The organism is Bacillus sp. G1(2015b), assembly GCF_001482475.1.
In the GTDB taxonomy this organism is placed as follows: Bacteria; Bacillota; Bacilli; order Bacillales; family Bacillaceae; genus Bacillus; species Bacillus safensis.
The window spans coordinates 50,844-69,165 of the sequence record NZ_LKIC01000012.1; the positions used below are offsets into that span (position 1 = coordinate 50,844).

The window sequence follows — 18,322 nt, forward strand, 5'->3', positions numbered from 1 at the left end:
TTTAGAGACTGGAAATGACGTTTAAAAATAAAAAAAATACCCAGACAATTCTGGATATTTTTTCATCATTATTTAATTAATTTTAAATTGACTTGTGAGCTCTTTTAGCTCCTCTGCCATGTTGGCAAGTGTTACAGAAGAAGACGTGATTTCTTCCATAGATGCTAGCTGCTCTTCTGCTGAAGCCGCAATGTCCTGAATGTTTGCTGCGCTTTCTCTTGAGACTTGGCGCATCTCCTGCATCGCTTGTGAAACAAGCTTTGAACCGCTCGATAGGTCAATGGCTGTATCGTTTAATTGTGACAGTTTTTTCGACATTCCTTCTGCCGCCTCATAAATGTGCTGGAAGCTTTCTTTAGCTTCTTCTGTCATACCGAGCCCTGCGTTTACTTCTCGATTGACTGCTTTGAACATATCTTGAGATTTAGCAATTTCTAACACAATTTCTTGGATAAGCTTCTCAATTTCTTTCGCTGAATCTGCGGATTGGACAGCTAGTTTTCGCACTTCTTCGGCAACGACGGAGAAGCCGCGTCCTGATTCACCTGCTCTTGCTGCTTCGATTGCTGCATTAAGCGCAAGTAAGTTTGTTTGATCCGCAATGCCGTTAATGACATTTAAAATACTCGTAATATCTTTAGACTTGTATTCTAATTCTTTCATGACCTGTTCTGCTTCTTGTACTGATGTATCAATATGTTTCATTTGGCTCGCTGTGCTTTCAACAATTCGCCCGCCTTGACCAGCCGCCTCTGTTGATTGAAGTGAGACAGCAGCTACTTCAGATGAGGTTTGTGACATATCTTGTAATCCTTCGTTCATTGCCACAAGCTGATTCGTACTAGATTCGACTTTCTCGTTTTGTGCTTCATTTCCATTTGAAAATTGTTCAATCGACATCGTGATATGCTCTGTTGCTTGACTCGTTTGGCTGGCACTTGCTGTCAGCTCTTCTGAAGCCGAAGCCACATTGTCGACAGACTGCTGTACAGCACGAATGACTTCACGAAGAGATTCACTCATTTTGCTAAAGCTTCTTGTGAGGTCTCCTATCTCATCCTTCGATTTCGTTTCGAGAGTTTCTGTTAAATCCCCTTCACTCACTTTTTCTGAGAAATCAACAAGCCTTCTCAGTCCAATTGTGATCGAGCGAACGATAAAGAAGATAGCGACACCGCCAAGGATAAATGAAGAAATTAAAAGAATAATGGCAGAATTCCAAACTGGCTGTGCTGCTTCTTCTGTTTCTGAGACAAACATCGTTCCAGCAATTTTCCAACCTGTTAAATCATTTGTTACAAAAACGATACGTTTTTGTTCTCCTTTATTCTCATAAGTTGATGTTCCTTCTTTGCCGCTGTAAAGGATAGATGAAATATTTTCTGTGACCTTAGATCCTGATTTTTCTTCTGGATGGGCTACAATTTGTTTATTTTTATTTGCAATAATTGGATATCCTTCTCGTCCAATTTTAATATCTTTTATTTTATCTACAATGTCTTGCACATCAATGTCAATTCCGATCGCTCCCGACCCGTCCTTCAGGCGCTGGGCAATCGTGACTACCATGCCGTTTGTTGTAGCAGAAATGTATGGATTGGTGACAACTGGCTCTCCTTTTTCATTCTGCATTGCTTGCTGATACCAATCGCGTGTTGTTGGATCATAGCCTTTTGGCATGTCTACTTTAGGAAACTGAATGAAATCACGATTTTTACTTGCTGCATAAAAACCAACCACATCTTCTTCATTGATTTTGCTGTATATCTCAAGATGCTCATACAGTTCGTCCTGATTTTTCTTTTTAAAGTCTGCAGCAGTAGATGTTTCAGTAAAAAGTTTCACCGCATTTTCCTTATTCGAAAGCTTTTGCTCGATCATGTCATTCAGTTCATTGACTCTTGCATTTGCTCCGTACATGATTTCATGATCTAGTTCTTCTTTGGCAATCTGATATGAAATCGTACTGAGTGTAATAATGGGCAAGACGAGAACAAGTGTGAATGAAATAATCAATCTTTTAGAAATCGATGGTTTTTTCAACCATTTTATGACACTTTTCATGTTTTTCCTCCTTTTAAACGTTATTTTATATATCGGACGGCTTGATATTATTTTCATGTTTTTCAAATAAAAAGGATGACTTTTTGTTTATTTTCACAAATTGATTCCTTGCCCAAGCACCCTGCATACGCTAATACTAAAGGGGGCGCTTTTCATATGATTATCCTTTCAGGACAGCCAGTGACTAATGAGCAGCTGGCATCGTTTCAGCTAGAAGGACAAAAGCGGATCATTTTGATGCAGTTACAGGCCTCGAATGGTACGTTCCGCTATAGGCAAGCATCTGATTTGTTATTTGAGGTCACTTTAAGATCGAACATTATGAATGCTGCAAGAGATTTAAATAAAAGCGGTGCCTCATTTGCCATCTTTCAAAGATCGCGTGCAAATGATGCGTTTTGGCGTGTATCGGAAGCAGGAGCACTAGAGCTGCGCTATCAAGTGGAGCCATCTAGAGGCATTAAAGACATTTTTGAAAATGGTTCAAAATATGCATTTGAATGCGCAACGGCGATTGTCATTGTGTTTTATATGGGGGTCTTGCAAACAGTAGGCGAGGAGAAGTTTAACCGAAGACTTCGCAGTTTAACACTGTATGACTGGCACTATGATACATTGTCAATTTATACAGAGCGCGGAAATGATTTTATCTATGGAGATTGTTTATATTTCGAAAATCCAGAGTTTAGCTATCAGCAGTCGCAATGGCGCGGGGAAAATGTGATTTACTTAGGAGAAGATCAATATTACGGTCATGGGCTTGGAATTTTAACAGCGGCAGAAATTATCGACAAACTGAATAAGCGAAGACGGCCAGGTGCAGTTCAATCCGCTTATTTATTACCTCAGACTACTCGGATGGATGTGATTTATCTCAGGCAAATGTTTGGCAGCTAAAAAAAGCCTCTTGTCTATTGGTTATGACAAGGGGCTTTTGTATGCCTTGCGTTTACGATAATTTTGGAGTGTGCCAAGCATCGTGTTCGCAAGGATCTCCATTTCTTCTAAATCTTTTCTTGTGACCGGTGGATCGTGCCTGCTCCACTTCACATATCGAACAAAATAGTAATGACGAATGGGCGTAAGGACGGCAGGAGAATGAGGAAAATCATCAAACCAAAATTCAATCTGACCTTTTTTTCGGTAGGAATGTTTTAAGATGTCCATCCTGTCACACCACCCGTCATGATTTTATCTCTTCGTCAGTTCGTGCATGATGTCTTCAACGGTTAAAATCGAGTGAATACGTCCAACGCCCTGTCCTGCCCACAGAGCCATTTGTTCAGGTTTACCGCCGGCAGCGGCTGCTTTTCGCATCGGTGTTGTCCATACATGCTGAACTGGATAAGGAAGAACCCTATCTTCATGCAGGCTTTCATCCTCCATCCACTGATTCACAATACCTCTCGCTCTTTTCCCAGAAAAAAGCCTTGTCACCCTTGTTTCACTGCCTTCTGCCTGTAAAATGGCCTTCTTGTATACCTCTGCCGCAGCACTTTCCTGGCTGGCTAAAAACCTTGTGCCGATTTGAACCGCATCTGCTCCAAGCGCCAGCACTGCTTTCACACCTGCTCGGTCCGTGATGCCTCCGGCGGCAATCAATGGCACGCGGCAGAGCGGTTTGACATCAGAGATCAAACTGATCAGTCCCATCAGTGCGTCTCCTTTTGCACGTAAAAATGTGCCGCGATGCCCCCCTGCTTCACTTCCTTGCAGAACAATGGCATCCATTCCTTTTTCCTCTAAAAGAAGTGCTTCCTCTTTTGTTGTGGCCGTTCCGATTAAAAAGGTTCCCTTTTGTTTTAAGCGGTGAATCGTTTGTTCTTTTGGACAGGCGAATGTAAAGGAAACAATCGGAACGTCTTCTTCCAGAAGAATGTTGATTTTTTGTTCAAAATCATCCCACAATTCTTCTTCGTTTGGCATCCTATCTGCTGACGGGCGTGCAGGCAGTCTCTTTTCCCAAAATGCCACATCCTCTTTTTTCACTTCTGGAATTGGCTCTGGTACAAACACATTGACCTGAAACAGGCGAGATGTCAGTTGGTTGACTTCCCTAATCTGCTGTCTTAAATGGTCAGGCTGCACATATCCACTTGCCAGGCTTCCAAGCCCTCCGTATTCCGAAACAGCGGCTGCCAGCTGCGGTGTCACAGCTCCTCCTGCCATTGGCGCTTGGATGATTCCATGTTCAATCTGCAGTAACTTTTTGATATCCCCCATTTACTTCCCCCATTTCTTACTCGTTTGACGACACTTGTACATAAAAATGACGATGTCTCGGCCCGTCAAACTCACAGAAATAGATTCCCTGCCACGTGCCAAGTACAAGATCTCCATCATGAATGAGAACATGCTGAGACGCCCCCATATAACTCGCTTTCATATGTGCTGCCGTATTTCCTTCCATATGGCGGTCCTTTGGATGTTCCCACGGGAAGACTTCATCAAGCCGGCGAAGCATATCCCGTTTCACATCTGGATCCGCATTTTCATTAATGGTGATCCCTGCTGTCGTATGTGGACAATAGACGATGACAGTTCCGTTTTGTATGCCTGTTTCCCTGACATATTGGAGAACCTCGTGTGTGACGTCGATCATGCCATCGCGTCTGTCTGTTTGTACATTGATTTTTTTCATATGAGCTGCCCCTTTTTGACGTTTTCTATAAATTCATACCCTTTTTATGTGAAACAAATCTTCTTACCTAAAGTTTACCAAGCAAAAAAACCTCGTCAAGCAGTACGAGGTTTTTAAGAAAAGTGAACCTTTTTGACTTCAATGGTTCGAATATGGTGGTCTTCAGCATCAATGATCGTAAATTCACAGCCTTCTGCTTCAATCGTATCTCCAATGTCAAAATCAAATTTATGCGTCATCATCCAGCCTGCAATTGTATCAACATCATCATTCTCAATGGCTAAATCCAATAAATCATTTACTTCGTCAATTAACGCTTTCCCATCCATCACATAATGGAAATCCCCTTTTTTCACGATGTGAGGTGTTTCATCCTGATCATATTCATCTCGAATCTCTCCGACAATTTCCTCTAATATGTCCTCTACTGTGACTAGTCCCGCTGTACCTCCGTATTCGTCTACGAGCACTGACATATGAATTCGTTCCTTTTGCATCAAAATGAGCAATTCTTGAACAGGGGTGCTTTCAATGACCCGGATCACCGGACGCATTAAGTCTTCAATAGATACATCTTGATTTAGGAAGCTCGCCTTAAATACATCTTTGCTATTAATAACTCCAATCACATGATCTTTGTCCTCTTTAATAACAGGGTAGCGTGTGTACCTTTCGTTCAGCATATAATGAGTCACATCTTCTAAGGTCTGTTCAATCTCTATAGCTGAAATTTCTGTACGCGGGATCATGATCTCTCTCGCCACTCGGTTATCAAATTCAAAGATTTTATTCACATATTTGTACTCAGATTGGTTAATCTCACCCTTCTCATAGCTTTCAGATAAAATGAGTCGCAATTCTTCCTCACTGATCGCCACTTCATGTTCTTTGACAGAATGATAACCAAATAATTTCACGATGCTTCGTGCAGCCCCATTTAATGCTTTAATAAACGGGTACATGACTTTATAGAAAAAGATGAGTGGTTTTGCTGTCACAAGGCTGACGGCCTCTGCCTTTTGAATGGCAATTGTTTTAGGCGCGAGTTCTCCAACAACAACATGTAAAAACGTAATGATCACAAATGCGATGATAAACGAAAGGATGTCAGTTAATGCGGAATGAAGCCCGATTTTTTCAAAAAGCGGATGCAGAAAATGCTCCACCGTCGGCTCACCCAGCCACCCTAATCCTAAAGCTGTGATGGTAATTCCAAGTTGGCAGGCGGACAAATATTCGTCCAGATTTGATATCAGCTTTTGAACATGGATGGCCCTTTTATCACCGCTTTCAATCAGCTGGTTGATTTTAGAGCCTCTAATTTTCACAATCGCAAATTCAGTGACAACAAAAAATGCTGTCGCAGCAATGAGTAATATGACTAAAAATACGTTTAAAATGTACAAAAAAACCCTTACCTAACACTGGTAAGGGCTCACCTCCTCTGGCATCAATTAATCATTACGGCCATTTAGGAAGATCATTACAAAACGGAGCAATTCAAACAGGGAGACAAGGGCTGCTGCTACATACGTAAGAGCTGCAGCATTTAACACCTTGTTCACGCCTCTTTCTTCACTGCTTCTAATGATTCCTTCTGAAACAATGATATCTTTTGCACGAGAACTTGCATTAAACTCGACAGGCAATGTCACAAGCTGAAAGAATACAGCTGCTGAGAACAAAATGATCCCAAGCCCGATTAAGTTAAGGCTGCTGAGCAAAATTCCACCAAGGAAAAGAAGCGGAGCAACACCAGATGCAAAGTTCACGACAGGAAAGATCTTATGTCTCAAAACAAGCGCACCATAGGATTCCTGATGCTGCAAGGCATGTCCAACCTCGTGTGATGCGACTGAAATGGCCGAAATGGAGTGGCCGTAGTACACAGGTTCAGATAAACGAACCACACGCTGCGTCGGGTCGTAATGATCAGTCAAAGTTCCTCTTACCGGTTCAACGGGCACATCGTATAACCCGTTGCGATCTAAAATATATCGAGCGGTTTCAGCACCTGTTTTCATACTGGATGCTTCCACCTTTGAATACTTTTCAAAATTATTCTTCACTTTAAATTGTGCCCAAAATGATAATCCCAATGCGGCAAATGTTAAAAAATAAAAAAACAGCATGCTCATCAGCTTCCTTTTTATTTTATATATTTATTTACAATTTTAATGACTTTTATGTACCATGTACAGCAAAAAGCACTAGGTCTTTTTCAGGGGAATGACCGCACCAATGAAAAAGAAGAACACACCTAAGCAAGCTGTATAAAAGGTCACTGTACCATAAAGTTCTTGAAAAAAATGCAGCCATGAAAAATCATTCATAAAATGATTCACAGCATTTAAATCAAACACGAGTAAGATGACAGCTGATGATAAAAAGTGCACACCAATAAAAAGAAGTACGGTCTTTTGAACGAACGACATTCGAATTCCCTCCTTCTTCTCCCTTATTTTAAGATATGGGTTCTATTTCAATACATGACGAAGATGAAAAAATCTTTCCTCAATCGGGCATACTGACATTAGCATTCTCCTGAAAGGAAGAGTCCGATGAAATCAAACCGTATCTTTATCGCTTGGCTAAGGTGGCCGCTTTATCTTCGAATTGCTATTATCATTTGTTTCTTGCTTCTTTTTTTTGGACAATTAATCGTTTTACTTGAACCGAAGCAGTATCATACGATCTTTGATGGGATCTGGTGGGCGCTCATTACAGTCTCTACGGTTGGCTACGGTGATTTTGTTCCGCAAACCATGCCAGGGCAGGTGGCGGGTATGGCACTCATTTTTATCGGAGCCAGCTTTGTCACCGCTTATTTCGCCACACTTGCCGCCGCTGTGTTCAGCAAGCAGCACCATTATGTTGAGGGCAAGGTAGCCTTTAAGGGGGAAGGACACCTGATTATCGTCGGCTGGAATGAGAAGACGAACAAACTGCTTCAGTCGTTTCAAACGATTGATCCAGCCATGCCGATTGTGCTGATTGATGACTCCTTGAAAGAGGGGCCTCTTTTGGAAAATGTTCATTTTATTAAAGGACATGGGACCGAAGACGGCACACTCCGGAAAGCCAATATTACCGGTGCAGATACACTGATGATTACCGCAGATCAGCATGAAAATGAAGTGACAGCCGATATGCAGAGTGTCTTAACCTTACTTGCTGCAAAAGGCTTAAACCCTTCGCTATATTGTTTAATTGAAATTTTAACAGATCGTTACGTGAAAAATGCCGAGCGTGCTGGCGCCAACCAAGTCATTCATACCTCTGATGCTGTCAATCATTTAATGGTTGAACATTTTCTAATAAAGGAACAGCTTACGGCGATTAAGAAAAAACGACATATGACGTTGCATAAACACGTCACGATCATACCTGTACCAGCTTCATTAGCCGGAGAAACATTCTTAACAGCGCTCCATCACTTTTTAGAGCATCATGTGATCATCGTTGGCGTACAAAAAAAAGAAGGACCCATGATGAATCCTCCCTTTGGCTATGAGCTTCATCCAGAGGATGAACTGATCAGCCTTTAAAGCAGTGCGTCTTCTAATTCCTTGACGAGTGAAAAGCCAATCTCAGCATAAGCCTTTGATACATCTCCATCTTTCTCTTTTGGTTCTTGGAATTGGTTAAAGGATGCGCCCACATTTCCAACCATCGCATGATCATCTAACTTGTCTTGATATACATGCTTTAAGAGAAATGGATGTCCCATTTTCACCACAACCCCTGGCTGATCCAGCTGGCCTTTCTCGGCTGTAAAAGGAACTCTGAGAAAGGTATAGCCATCACGGTTATCAATTTTATAATCAAAATACCCGTGATCATAATCCCAGTTCCCATTAATGACATAACCGAGCGGCTTCATCGTTTCTTCTAAATGGTAAAGTGAAAAGCTTTCACCAGGCAGCCTGGATGGTACATGAATCATACGAAACCCTCCTTTTTTATTAGGGTTCGTTAAAGAGAGGAATTCATACATTTCCTCTCGCGATTTGTACATTGTTTGTAAACGCGGCATCAAATAAGCTTTGATTGGTTGATTGATTCGTCTCGTTATCGCTGCCGGAACCTGCTGTTTCCTTCGTAGTACTCTTAGAACAAATGCGTCCGACATTGCCAAAGTTCACGATTGCCTGGCCAGAAATATCATGAATATAGACATGATTCGTCCTCATTTTTCACCCTCCTCCATTTATTATTCTATGTACAGAACATAGGAAAGCTTGCACAGGAACCTGAAGAAAACAAAAAAGGCACACCTTTATGTAAAGGTGTGCTTTTTCGTCTTATGATTGTTTTAAACGGCTTTCAAGCTCTGCTTTTTTCTCTTCGAAGCCCGGTTTGCCTAGTAAAGCAAACATATTCACTTTATAAGCTTCTACTCCAGGCTGATCGAATGGATTGACGCCTAGTAAATATCCAGACATCGCACATGCTTTCTCAAAGAAGTACACAAGGTATCCAAATGTATAAGCATCCATCTCAGGAATTGTCACGATAAGATTCGGTACTTTTCCATCTGTATGGGCAAGCATTGTTCCTTCAAATGCTTTTTTATTGACGAAATCAACCGTTTTTCCTGCCAGATAGTTCAAGCCATCAAGGTCTTGCTCTTCTGCTTCAATCACAAGCTCATGTCGAGGCTTGTCTACATTGACGATTGTTTCGAACAAATCTCTTCTTCCTTCTTGAACATATTGGCCAAGTGAATGAAGATCTGTTGAGAAGTTAGCAGATGAAGGATAGATTCCTTTTTCATCTTTACCTTCACTTTCACCGAATAATTGCTTCCACCATTCTGCGAAATATTGCAGGCCTGGCTCATAGTTAATCAGCATTTCAATCGTTCTGCCTTTATTGTAAAGGACATTGCGGACGACAGCATATTGGTAAGCCGCATTTTCAGAAAGCTCAGATGAAGCGAAGTCTTCGCTTGCTTTTGCCGCACCTTCCATCATCTGATCAATGTCTGCACCACTCACAGCGATTGGCAAAAGACCGACTGCTGTTAATACAGAATAGCGTCCACCAACATCGTCAGGGATGATAAATGATTCGTAGCCTTCTTCAGTTGCTAATGTTTTCAGTGCACCGCGTGCCTTGTCAGTTGTCGCATAAATACGTTTTTTCGCTTCTTCAGCACCGTATTTTTCAATGAGGAGCTTTTTAAAGATGCGAAACGCAATGGCTGGCTCTGTTGTTGTACCAGATTTTGAAATCACATTAATGGAGAAATCTGCATCTTCCAATAGATCCATCACATCTGTTAAATAAGAAGAACTGATGTTGTTTCCAATAAAAATGATTTGTGGTGTCTTGCGCTTGCCTTTTGGCAAAGTGTTATAGAAAGAATGGTTCAAAAACTCAATCGCCGCACGTGCACCTAGATATGACCCGCCGATTCCGACAACAAGCAGGACGTCAGAGTCAGACTTAATTTTATCTGCACTTTTTTTAATGCGGTCAAATTCTTCGCGGTCATATTGCTTCGGCAAGTCCACCCAGCCTAAATAGTCACTGCCTGCACCCGTTTGTTCATGAATATTATGATGGGCCACCTTCACAAAATCTTTTAAATATGTAAGCTCATGTTCTTGAAAGAAAGGTAACGCTTTCGAGTAGTCAAATTGAATATGTGTCATCGCTTGTAAGCCCTCCATTACGTTAGTTCTGTCCCTTTCACTTTAGCGGAACTAGCTTTTGAAATCAAGTGATCGTCACTGGCATAGCAAAAAGCCGCTTCTCATTCGGAGAAGCGGCAATCTGAATTATAAAGAAGCTTTCAAAATCGATAGAATGTCATCACGGTTAAGTTTCATAAAGTTTCCAAAACCACCATATTCCATTTCTTTTGCTGCAATGTCAGCAATTTTGTCCAGCTGATCCTCACCAATGTCATAATCAGCTAAACGGCTTGGTGCACCAAGGCTTGTCCAGAACGCTGACAGTTTGTCGATTCCTTCTAATGCGATGTCACGATCTGACTTTCCTTCTGTTTCGATATCAAACATGTTCAGCATAAGGTTTTTAAAGCGTTCGACATTATGATCGAGTGTGTGGCGCATCCAGTTTGGGAAGAGGATAGCAAGCCCGCCTGCATGCGGAATGTCATAGACAGCCGACACAGCATGCTCAATCGTATGGGACGCCCAGTCGCCAAAGTAACCCATTTGCAGCGTGCCGTTTAAAGCAATCGTTCCTGCATAAAGAATGGTTTCACGATGCTCATAATTTTGTAAGTCCTCCAGCAGTTTTGGTGCTGTTTCGATGACCGTTTGAAGAACAGCAAAACACATCCGGTCCTGTAAAGGCGTGTTTTTCACATTATGGAAGTATTGCTCAAAGACGTGGCTCATCATATCAACCATACCATACACTGTCTGGTTTTCTGGCACAGAATACGTATGCTCAGGATCTAGAATCGAAAAAGCAGGGTGAGTGACAGAGCTGCCCCACACATATTTTTCATTCGTTTCCCAGTTTGTGATGACAGAGTCCGGGTTCATTTCTGAACCAGTTGCTGCAAGTGTCAGTACTGTGCCAAACGGCAAAGCTTTTTGAGCGGTTGTTTTCTTTGAAATAATATCCCACACATTACCGTCATACTCTGCTCCGGCTGCAATTGCTTTTGTACAGTCGATCACACTCCCGCCGCCAACGGCTAATAAGAAATCAATGTTCTCTTTTTGGCAGATATCGATTCCCTTTTTCACTGTTGTGAGTCGCGGGTTTGGTTCAACGCCAGACAGCTCAAACACTTCAGCATCTGCTTCATTTAACGCACGGATGACATTGTCATAAAGACCATTTTTCTTAATGCTGCCGCCGCCATATACAAGTAACACTCGTTTTCCATAACGAGCGAGTTCGCTTTTGAGTCCTTCTAGTTGTCCTTTTCCAAACATCAATTTTGTTGGATTGTAGTAAATAAAATTCTCCATCTGTTGAAACATCTCCTTACAACGAATATATCCAAAAACATGAAAGACTACTGTAACATATGTACACGATGAACTCAAAAAAAGATAACTGCCCGCAAGCAGCTATCTTTTGTTGTTCAATTATAAAGAAGCGTTCAGAATGGCTAAAACATCTTCTTTGTTTAGCTTTTTAAATTGACCAAATTCACCGCGTGCCATTGCACGGTCTGCAATTAAATCAATTTTCTCATCGTTGATATCATAATCCGCTAAACGGCTTGGCGCACCAAGACTTGTCCAGAAAGCTGACAGCTTGTCGATTCCTTCTAAGCCGACTTCTTCATCTGTTTTGCCCGCAGGATCTACATCAAATACACGCACCGCTAATTGTTTAAAACGGCCTGGGTTTTCTTGAATCACATGTTTCATCCAGTTCGGGAACAAGATCGCAAGTCCGCCTGCATGAGGAATATCATAGACAGCAGATACTGCGTGCTCAATGTTATGAGATGCCCAGTCACCACGTGCCCCCATTGAAAGCATTCCATTAAGCGCAATTGTGCCAGTGAATAAAATCGTTTCACGCAGCTCGTAGTTCTCTAGATCGTTGATCAACTTCGGTGCCGTTTCAATGACAGTGCGAAGAAGTCCTTCACACATACGATCTTGGTAAGGTGTATTTTCTGTGTGATGGAAATATTGTTCGAACACATGTGACATCATGTCAACCATGCCATAAATCGTATGGTTTTTAGGCACAGTGAATGTGTTGACTGGATCCAGAATAGAGAATTTCGGGAAAACTGCTGGACTTCCCCAGCCATACTTCTCATTTGTTTCCCAGTTTGTGATAACTGATCCAGAGTTCATTTCAGAGCCTGTTGCGGCAAGTGTCAACACAGTACCGAACGGAATAGCTTCCATTGGGACGTGCTTACGTGTCACGATATCCCAAGCATCTCCATCGTACTTCGCACCAGCAGCGATTGCTTTTGTCGCATCAATGACACTGCCGCCGCCAACTGCCAAAATAAAATCAATATCGTTCTCTTTGCAAAGCTCGACCCCTTTTCTTACTGTTGTTAAGCGCGGGTTTGGCTCTACGCCAGCAAGTTCAGTGATGGCAGCTCCTGATTCTTTTAGGATGCTGACAACTTGGTCATAAAGGCCGTTTCGTTTAATACTGCCTCCACCATATACAAGTAATACGTTTTTTCCGTAGTGTTTGAGTTCATCTGAAAGGGCTGATACTTCTCCCTTTCCAAAAATTAATTTCGTTGGGTTCCAATAAGTAAATCGATCCATGTGATCTCCTCCTCGCGCTACATTATGCGCCTCATTCATTCCAAAAGTAAAGTAATTTGCTTTCATCCATTTTCTTACGCATAGTTTGGCTAAAAATCTGCAAAATATAAATGTATTGATGCTGTAGCGAAAGGAGGAATCACGATGAGTGCTATTCAGCGTATTGCCCTCGTGCTCACGATTATCGGTGCTATTAACTGGGGACTAATCGGCTTTTTTCAATTTGACTTAGTAGCAGCGATCTTTGGCGGACAAGGTTCTGCATTATCACGTATTATTTATGGTCTTGTTGGAATTGCAGGTCTTGTCAACCTTGGTCTGTTGTTCAAGCCAAGCGAAGAAGCTGTTCGCCGTGACGAGCCGAATCCAGAGGTTCGTTAAATAAAAAGGCTGCCTACATGAGGCAGCCTAAGGCACCGTTTGAAGCGGTGCTTTTTTATTATTTCTTGATAAGGTCTTTACGGTTTGATTGCTCAATCCACTCTTCAAGTTTATCTTTAAGCGTATTGAAACCTTGTGGTGCAGCAGCTTCTTCTTTCACTTGCTGTGGTCTTTGTTTCTTTGGTTTGCTTTCTTTTCTTTCAGGTGCTTCTTGTGTCGCACGGATAGAAAGGCTGATTTTACCTGCATTTTCATCAACAGAAAGAACTTTTACTTGTACTTCGTCACCAATTGAAAGGTGCTCGTTGATGTCTTTTACAAAGCCATGTGTTACTTCAGAAATATGCACAAGTCCTTGAGTTTCTTCATCTAATGCAACAAACGCACCATACGCTTGTAATCCTGTTACTTTACCAGTGTAAACACTGCCTACTTCAAACTTTGTCGCCATGATAACAACTCCTAAATAAATGTTTTAATATTCGTTTATACGCAATTAAAAACTATATCACAGAACGGGCAGTTACGCAAAATATTTTTTAAATGGGTTTAGATTAGATCAAAAGGGGGAATACCTGAAAACAAGAATGCTTTCTAGTATTCCCCCCTAATTTGTGAGGCATGAGTCCATTTGGATTGATGCCTTTTTTTATTTTAAGATGGCTGATGCTTCTTCCTTCACTTGTCGAGCCTGCAAAAAGCGCTGAATTCTTGAAAGTGATTCCTGAAGATGATCAAGTGACGAAGCATATGAACAGCGTATATGACCCTCACCGCTCGGTCCGAATACATTCCCAGGAACAACAGCGACTTTTTCACTTAGGAGCAGCTCCTCAGCAAATTGTTCTGATGTCATGCCTGTGCTTTTAATCGATGGGAACGCGTAAAACGCTCCGTTTGGCTGGTGGCATGTGAGGCCTAGTTCATTCAGGGAGCCGACAAACAAATTACGGCGTCTTCTATAGCTTTTCTTCATTTTCTCTACATCTTCAAGCCCATTTTTTAATGCTTCTTCTGCCGCATATTGTGCCATCGCCGGCGCGCACATCATAGAATATTGATGTATTTTCAGCATGGCATCGCGCAGTACAGGTGGTGCTGCCACATATCCTAAGCGCCAGCCTGTCATAGCAAACCCTTTAGAAAAGCCTGAAATCAAGATCGTTCTTTCTTTCATATCCTGTATAGCCGCCACGCTTGTAAAAGCTTCATCGTATGTCAGCTCCGCATAAATCTCATCCGTAATAATGAGCAGGTCATGCTCTTTCGCAAATTGAGCAATATCTTCAAGCTCTTCCTTTGAATAAACAGATCCCGTTGGATTTGATGGCGAGCAAAGCAAAATGGCTTTTGTCTTCGGCGTCAGCTTTGTGCGAAGATCAGCAGAATCCGCTTTGAAATCCTTTTCAGCGGATGTACTTAAATAGACAGGCACTCCGCCTGCAAGTGTCGTAAGCGCCCCGTATGCTACGAAACAAGGCTCTGGAATGATCACTTCATCTCCGCTGTTTAAAATCGCACGAAAGGCCAAATCAAGCGCCTGGCTTCCGCCAACTGTGATAATGAGTTCTTCTTCTGGACTGTAGTCAATGTGAAACCGCTTATATAAATAGTGGCTCAGTTCTTTTCGCAAAGAGATTAAACCTGCATTCGCCGTATAGGAGGTCAGTCCTTGTTCTAATGACATAATACTTGCTTCTCTGACATTCCAAGCTGTCACGAAATCCGGCTCACCGACACCAAGGGAGATAACCCCTTCCATTGTGGCAGCCAAATCAAAGAATTTCCGAATACCTGACGGCTGAATGCTTTGTACCGTTTCAGATAAATAAGACTTTTTCATTTAAGGAGACACCACGATTCTTTTGTCATCGTCTCCTGTTTCAAACACTTTCCCATCATGTTTATATCTTTTCAAAATAAAGTGGGTAGTTGTTGAAACAACGGAATCAAGTGTCGATAATTTTTCAGATACGAAGCGGGCAATATCAGACATTGATCTTCCGCGGATCACAACGGAAAGGTCGTAAACACCTGACATGAGATAGACAGACTCCACTTCCTGAAACCGATAAATCCGTTCAGCAATTTCGTCAAATCCGACGCCTCTTTTTGGTGTCACTTTTACATCAATCATTGCTGTAACGCCTTCATGGCCATCCACTTTTCGCCAGTCAATCATAGTTGAATAATCAATAATGACTTTTTGATCTTCAAGTTTTTGAATGATGGCTTCGGCTTCTTCTGTTGTCACGCCTGCCATTTTTGCAATTGTATTTAAATCGGCGCGGCTGTTTTCATCTAAAATCTCTAATATTTCAGTTTCTTTTTCTGTTAGTTTCATTTGATTTCACACCTCAGATTATAAAAGCTAGTTTTAAAAAATCTTCTGAACATTATAGCACGTTTTTCCCATTATGCTAAGCAGGGAAAAGATTCTAATGATAGCTTAAAATCCACTTTTTAGGGTACAATACAGTCACCTAACAGAGAGAGTATCAAGTATCGGAGTGAAGAATGTGGACATTGTTCAGCCAGCTTATATGAAAAGTACATTCGGTTTAGATATCTATTACGAGCACTATCCAAATGAGGGCAAGAAGACATTGATCTTAATTCACGGTCTCTTCTCTTCTACCTTCAGCTATCGAAAACTCATCCCGCTTCTGAAACAGGACTTCAATTTAATTGCAATAGATCTGCCGCCATTTGGACAGTCTGAGAAGTCGAATACGTTTATTTACAGCTATCGCAACATGGGAAAAATTATTATTGAGCTAGCTGGTTATTTACAGATTCAGCATGCGATTCTAGTAGGCCATTCAATGGGAGGACAGATTGCCTTATACGCTACCACTGAGCGGCCCGACCTATTTGAAAAGGCGGTTCTTTTGTGCAGCTCTGGATATTTGAATAAGTCAAAAAGATCACTCGTTTACAGCACATATATTCCTTATTTTTATCTGTATCTAAAAAGAAAGCTTTTAAAGCAGGGCATTATGAAAAATTTAACTGCCGTTGTGCATGATCACTCCATCATTGATCAAGAGATGGTCGACGGATATTTAAAACCATTTTCAGATGATCAAATCTTTCGGGGGATCTTTCGTTTGATTCGGCACCGGGAAGGAGATTTAACCTCGGACGTTTTAAAGAAAATGGAAACACCTGTGCTGCTTATTTGGGGCGAGGAAGATCGAATCGTTCCCATTCAAATAGGCGAAAGACTGCACAAAGATCTGCCGAATTCGACCTTACATGCATTAAAAAAAACCGGGCACCTCATTCCTGAGGAAAATCCGGTCTTTGTGTCTGATCAAATCGGACATTTCAGCCTGTCTTAGCGTGAACAGGAGCTGCTGTCTCGCAAGACAAAAAGCTGATTCGCAGTTTGTTGACAGCTCTCTATCGGAAGTAGCTGTTCAAATGAGTGATGGTAGATGGCTTGAATCTCTTTTGCTAAAGATAACGGGTCTTCTGCGTCGTATAATGCACTGATGACGTCAGCAGGCTCCGTTTCATAAAAATCCTCTCCATAATGAAAAGGGTCCCATGCCTTAATGAATTGAATCATCTCTTCTACAGCTTGACTATCTTTCATCGGTATCACCGCTTATAATAAATTTTGTGATGTTTATTTTAGCACAACCAAGAATGGTTGAAAAACAGCTAGAGGTGGGTTTCATGAATTTCGACGAACAGATCATACGTAAAGGTTCAAAATCAGTGAAATGGGATCAAGCAGAGTCTTTGTTCCTGACAACAGATGCCCTCCCGATGTGGGTGGCCGATATGGATTTTAAAGCGCCGCAGGTCGTCCTTGATGCATTGAAAGAGCGATTAGACCATGGTGTATTTGGCTATGCATTTCAAGATCAGGATACGCAGCAGGCAGTAGCTGGATGGCTCAAAAGAAGACACGGATGGACCATTCAGACAGAAGCGGTCACTTTTACACCAGGCATCGTAACGGCCCTTAGTTTTGCTGTTCAAGCCTTTACAGCACCGCATGACGAAGTAGTTATACAGTCACCAGTGTATACACCTTTTTATCAAATGATTGAGCGAAATAGACGTACAGTCTCAACCAATCCTTTAAAAATAGAAAACAACCGTTATTTGATGGATTTTGATGATTTAGAGAAAAAACTGAGCAGACCACAAGCAAAGCTCATGTTCCTATGCCATCCGCATAATCCGTCTGGAAGAGCGTGGACAAAAGAGGAATTAAAGCGAGTTGGAGACCTCTGTGTGAAGCATGGTGTCACGGTCATATCAGATGAGATTCATTCAGATTTAATGCTTTACGGGAAGCAGCATGTGCCCTTCGCCAGCCTTTCTGACGACATTGCACATATCACGGTAACGTGTATTGCGCCGAGTAAAACCTTTAATCTAGCGGGTCTGCAGGCATCTGCTATTATCATTTCAGATGAAGAAAAAAGAACCCTTTTCACCAATGAATTGCAAAGAAATGGACTGTCCAAACTGAATGCATTTGCGATTCCAGCGATGGAAGCAGCATACCGCCACGGGGATGAGTGGCTTGATGCCCTTGTTCTTTATCTCGAAGGCAATATGAAGATGGCGATGGACTATATTGACGAAAATCTTCCAAATATGCGTTATATGAAACCAGATGCTTCTTATTTATTGTGGCTGGACATTCGGGATTATCAATTCAGTCAAGCGGAATTAAAGCGGAATCTGCTAAAGAAAGGGAAAGTGATCCTAGAGCTTGGCCACGTGTACGGACACGAAGGAGACGGCTTTATTCGGATGAATCTCGGCTGTCCTGCTTCAACAGTCAAAGAAGGACTGAAACGTCTTCATCAAGCGTTCACGCTATCAGCTGAATAAGATCTATACGGTAGAAAGAACATCCTAACGGGTGTTCTTTTTAAAGAAAAAAACCCTCCTTTTATCATATCTACTTTGTACATGAAATGATATAATGAGAGGAATTACTATTATTTACGAGGAGAGCATTTAA

At 41.7% G+C, this 18,322-nt stretch carries 21 protein-coding genes and 1 pseudogene; 5 read left to right on the forward strand and 17 right to left on the reverse strand.

Annotated elements, in window-relative coordinates; all coding sequences use genetic code 11:
- Window positions 1–72 precede the first annotated feature (72 nt).
- Together AMR95_RS19575 and AMR95_RS19580 are read right to left on the reverse strand one after the other, a co-directional pair.
- Entirely contained in the window at window positions 73–1,023 is a 951-nt protein-coding gene (locus AMR95_RS19575) for a methyl-accepting chemotaxis protein (protein ID WP_390892038.1), read from the reverse strand.
- A pseudogene (locus AMR95_RS19580) lies at window positions 1,015–2,121 on the reverse strand (cache domain-containing protein); the annotation flags it as partial. The gene AMR95_RS19575 and the pseudogene AMR95_RS19580, both read right to left, overlap by 9 nt.
- Window positions 2,122–2,220: 99 nt before the next feature.
- Here AMR95_RS19580 and AMR95_RS08260 point away from each other — a divergent pair.
- Window positions 2,221–2,961 (forward strand): protein-glutamine gamma-glutamyltransferase, encoded by a 741-nt coding sequence (locus AMR95_RS08260; RefSeq protein WP_039181052.1) that lies wholly within the window; start codon window positions 2,221–2,223, stop codon window positions 2,959–2,961.
- Between the two features lie 21 nt (window positions 2,962–2,982).
- Here AMR95_RS08260 and AMR95_RS08265 read toward each other — a convergent pair whose 3' ends face one another.
- From AMR95_RS08265 to AMR95_RS08290, 6 genes are all read right to left on the reverse strand, one after another.
- Window positions 2,983–3,231 (reverse strand): hypothetical protein, encoded by a 249-nt coding sequence (locus tag AMR95_RS08265; protein WP_058838062.1) that lies wholly within the window; start codon window positions 3,229–3,231, stop codon window positions 2,983–2,985.
- Window positions 3,232–3,255: 24 nt separating this feature from the next.
- A complete protein-coding gene (locus AMR95_RS08270; protein WP_058838063.1) occupies window positions 3,256–4,287 on the reverse strand; it encodes an NAD(P)H-dependent flavin oxidoreductase in 1,032 nt (343 codons plus the stop codon).
- Between the two features lie 16 nt (window positions 4,288–4,303).
- Window positions 4,304–4,705: a secondary thiamine-phosphate synthase enzyme YjbQ gene (locus AMR95_RS08275; RefSeq protein ID WP_058838064.1), complete on the reverse strand. Its 402-nt coding sequence runs from the start codon at window positions 4,703–4,705 to the stop codon at window positions 4,304–4,306.
- A gap of 113 nt (window positions 4,706–4,818) precedes the next feature.
- On the reverse strand, window positions 4,819–6,111 hold the full coding sequence (locus tag AMR95_RS08280; RefSeq protein WP_024423287.1) for a hemolysin family protein: 1,293 nt from the start codon (window positions 6,109–6,111) through the stop codon (window positions 4,819–4,821).
- 48 nt (window positions 6,112–6,159) lie between these two features.
- Complete coding sequence (locus AMR95_RS08285) at window positions 6,160–6,834, reverse strand: zinc metallopeptidase (protein WP_024423288.1); 675 nt, start codon at window positions 6,832–6,834, stop codon at window positions 6,160–6,162.
- Window positions 6,835–6,915: 81 nt separating this feature from the next.
- The gene (locus tag AMR95_RS08290) at window positions 6,916–7,140 is read right to left on the reverse strand and encodes a hypothetical protein (protein WP_058838065.1); all 225 of its coding nucleotides are present in this window, start codon (window positions 7,138–7,140) and stop codon (window positions 6,916–6,918) included.
- 126 nt (window positions 7,141–7,266) lie between these two features.
- On the opposite strand from AMR95_RS08290, the gene AMR95_RS08295 reads away from it, so the two are divergent.
- Window positions 7,267–8,253, forward strand: a complete 987-nt coding sequence (locus AMR95_RS08295; RefSeq protein ID WP_058838066.1) for a potassium channel family protein — start codon at window positions 7,267–7,269, stop codon at window positions 8,251–8,253.
- On the opposite strand, the gene AMR95_RS08300 is transcribed toward AMR95_RS08295, so the two are convergent.
- The 5 genes from AMR95_RS08300 to AMR95_RS08320 form a co-directional block, all read right to left on the reverse strand.
- Window positions 8,250–8,651: a YugN-like family protein gene (locus AMR95_RS08300; protein ID WP_024423291.1), complete on the reverse strand. Its 402-nt coding sequence runs from the start codon at window positions 8,649–8,651 to the stop codon at window positions 8,250–8,252. The genes AMR95_RS08295 and AMR95_RS08300 overlap by 4 nt on opposite strands.
- 43 nt (window positions 8,652–8,694) lie before the next feature.
- Entirely contained in the window at window positions 8,695–8,898 is a 204-nt protein-coding gene (locus AMR95_RS08305) for a spore germination protein (protein WP_231746875.1), read from the reverse strand.
- Window positions 8,899–9,009: 111 nt separating this feature from the next.
- The gene (locus AMR95_RS08310; RefSeq protein ID WP_058838067.1) at window positions 9,010–10,365 is read right to left on the reverse strand and encodes a glucose-6-phosphate isomerase; all 1,356 of its coding nucleotides are present in this window, start codon (window positions 10,363–10,365) and stop codon (window positions 9,010–9,012) included.
- Between the two features lie 126 nt (window positions 10,366–10,491).
- Window positions 10,492–11,664 carry an iron-containing alcohol dehydrogenase gene (locus tag AMR95_RS08315; protein ID WP_058838068.1) on the reverse strand — a complete coding sequence of 391 codons (1,173 nt, stop codon included), beginning with the start codon at window positions 11,662–11,664 and terminating at the stop codon, window positions 10,492–10,494.
- A gap of 120 nt (window positions 11,665–11,784) precedes the next feature.
- Complete coding sequence (locus tag AMR95_RS08320) at window positions 11,785–12,948, reverse strand: iron-containing alcohol dehydrogenase (protein WP_034282535.1); 1,164 nt, start codon at window positions 12,946–12,948, stop codon at window positions 11,785–11,787.
- A 144-nt stretch (window positions 12,949–13,092) separates the two neighbouring features.
- Here AMR95_RS08320 and AMR95_RS08325 point away from each other — a divergent pair, with 144 nt between their 5' ends.
- Window positions 13,093–13,329, forward strand: a complete 237-nt coding sequence (locus tag AMR95_RS08325) for a DUF378 domain-containing protein (RefSeq protein WP_003212952.1) — start codon at window positions 13,093–13,095, stop codon at window positions 13,327–13,329.
- A 58-nt stretch (window positions 13,330–13,387) separates the two neighbouring features.
- Here the strand turns inward: AMR95_RS08325 and yugI are convergent, their stop codons facing one another.
- The 3 genes from yugI to AMR95_RS08340 form a co-directional block, all read right to left on the reverse strand.
- On the reverse strand, window positions 13,388–13,780 hold the full coding sequence (gene yugI / locus AMR95_RS08330) for a S1 domain-containing post-transcriptional regulator GSP13 (RefSeq protein ID WP_008345795.1): 393 nt from the start codon (window positions 13,778–13,780) through the stop codon (window positions 13,388–13,390).
- A gap of 198 nt (window positions 13,781–13,978) precedes the next feature.
- Window positions 13,979–15,172: an aminotransferase gene (locus AMR95_RS08335; RefSeq protein WP_039181074.1), complete on the reverse strand. Its 1,194-nt coding sequence runs from the start codon at window positions 15,170–15,172 to the stop codon at window positions 13,979–13,981.
- Window positions 15,173–15,673: an Lrp/AsnC family transcriptional regulator gene (locus AMR95_RS08340; protein ID WP_003213765.1), complete on the reverse strand. Its 501-nt coding sequence runs from the start codon at window positions 15,671–15,673 to the stop codon at window positions 15,173–15,175.
- Between the two features lie 175 nt (window positions 15,674–15,848).
- On the opposite strand from AMR95_RS08340, the gene AMR95_RS08345 reads away from it, so the two are divergent.
- Window positions 15,849–16,673 (forward strand): alpha/beta fold hydrolase, encoded by an 825-nt coding sequence (locus tag AMR95_RS08345; protein WP_058838069.1) that lies wholly within the window; start codon window positions 15,849–15,851, stop codon window positions 16,671–16,673.
- Here AMR95_RS08345 and AMR95_RS08350 read toward each other — a convergent pair.
- Complete coding sequence (locus AMR95_RS08350; RefSeq protein ID WP_058838070.1) at window positions 16,670–16,930, reverse strand: DUF1871 family protein; 261 nt, start codon at window positions 16,928–16,930, stop codon at window positions 16,670–16,672. The two genes, AMR95_RS08345 and AMR95_RS08350, sit on opposite strands and share 4 nt — an antisense overlap.
- An 83-nt stretch (window positions 16,931–17,013) precedes the next feature.
- On the opposite strand from AMR95_RS08350, the gene AMR95_RS08355 reads away from it, so the two are divergent.
- Window positions 17,014–18,189, forward strand: coding sequence for a MalY/PatB family protein (locus AMR95_RS08355; RefSeq protein ID WP_058838071.1), 1,176 nt, complete (start codon window positions 17,014–17,016; stop codon window positions 18,187–18,189).
- Window positions 18,190–18,322: the final 133 nt, after the last annotated feature.

Bases quoted from the DNA above. Each gene is read 5' to 3' on its own strand.
- AMR95_RS19575 (WP_390892038.1), bottom strand. From the start codon at position 1,023: ATGAGTGAATCTCTTCGTGAAGTCATTCGTGCTGTACAGCAGTCTGTC.
- AMR95_RS08260 (WP_039181052.1), top strand. From the start codon at position 2,221: ATGATTATCCTTTCAGGACAGCCAGTGACTAATGAGCAGCTGGCATCG.
- AMR95_RS08265 (WP_058838062.1), bottom strand. From the start codon at position 3,231: ATGGACATCTTAAAACATTCCTACCGAAAAAAAGGTCAGATTGAATTT.
- AMR95_RS08270 (WP_058838063.1), bottom strand. From the start codon at position 4,287: ATGGGGGATATCAAAAAGTTACTGCAGATTGAACATGGAATCATCCAA.
- AMR95_RS08275 (WP_058838064.1), bottom strand. From the start codon at position 4,705: ATGAAAAAAATCAATGTACAAACAGACAGACGCGATGGCATGATCGAC.
- AMR95_RS08290 (WP_058838065.1), bottom strand. From the start codon at position 7,140: ATGTCGTTCGTTCAAAAGACCGTACTTCTTTTTATTGGTGTGCACTTT.
- AMR95_RS08295 (WP_058838066.1), top strand. From the start codon at position 7,267: ATGAAATCAAACCGTATCTTTATCGCTTGGCTAAGGTGGCCGCTTTAT.
- AMR95_RS08300 (WP_024423291.1), bottom strand. From the start codon at position 8,651: ATGATTCATGTACCATCCAGGCTGCCTGGTGAAAGCTTTTCACTTTAC.
- AMR95_RS08305 (WP_231746875.1), bottom strand. From the start codon at position 8,898: ATGAGGACGAATCATGTCTATATTCATGATATTTCTGGCCAGGCAATC.
- AMR95_RS08310 (WP_058838067.1), bottom strand. From the start codon at position 10,365: ATGACACATATTCAATTTGACTACTCGAAAGCGTTACCTTTCTTTCAA.
- AMR95_RS08315 (WP_058838068.1), bottom strand. From the start codon at position 11,664: ATGGAGAATTTTATTTACTACAATCCAACAAAATTGATGTTTGGAAAA.
- AMR95_RS08320 (WP_034282535.1), bottom strand. From the start codon at position 12,948: ATGGATCGATTTACTTATTGGAACCCAACGAAATTAATTTTTGGAAAG.
- AMR95_RS08325 (WP_003212952.1), top strand. From the start codon at position 13,093: ATGAGTGCTATTCAGCGTATTGCCCTCGTGCTCACGATTATCGGTGCT.
- yugI (WP_008345795.1), bottom strand. From the start codon at position 13,780: ATGGCGACAAAGTTTGAAGTAGGCAGTGTTTACACTGGTAAAGTAACA.
- AMR95_RS08335 (WP_039181074.1), bottom strand. From the start codon at position 15,172: ATGAAAAAGTCTTATTTATCTGAAACGGTACAAAGCATTCAGCCGTCA.
- AMR95_RS08340 (WP_003213765.1), bottom strand. From the start codon at position 15,673: ATGAAACTAACAGAAAAAGAAACTGAAATATTAGAGATTTTAGATGAA.
- AMR95_RS08350 (WP_058838070.1), bottom strand. From the start codon at position 16,930: ATGAAAGATAGTCAAGCTGTAGAAGAGATGATTCAATTCATTAAGGCA.
- AMR95_RS08355 (WP_058838071.1), top strand. From the start codon at position 17,014: ATGAATTTCGACGAACAGATCATACGTAAAGGTTCAAAATCAGTGAAA.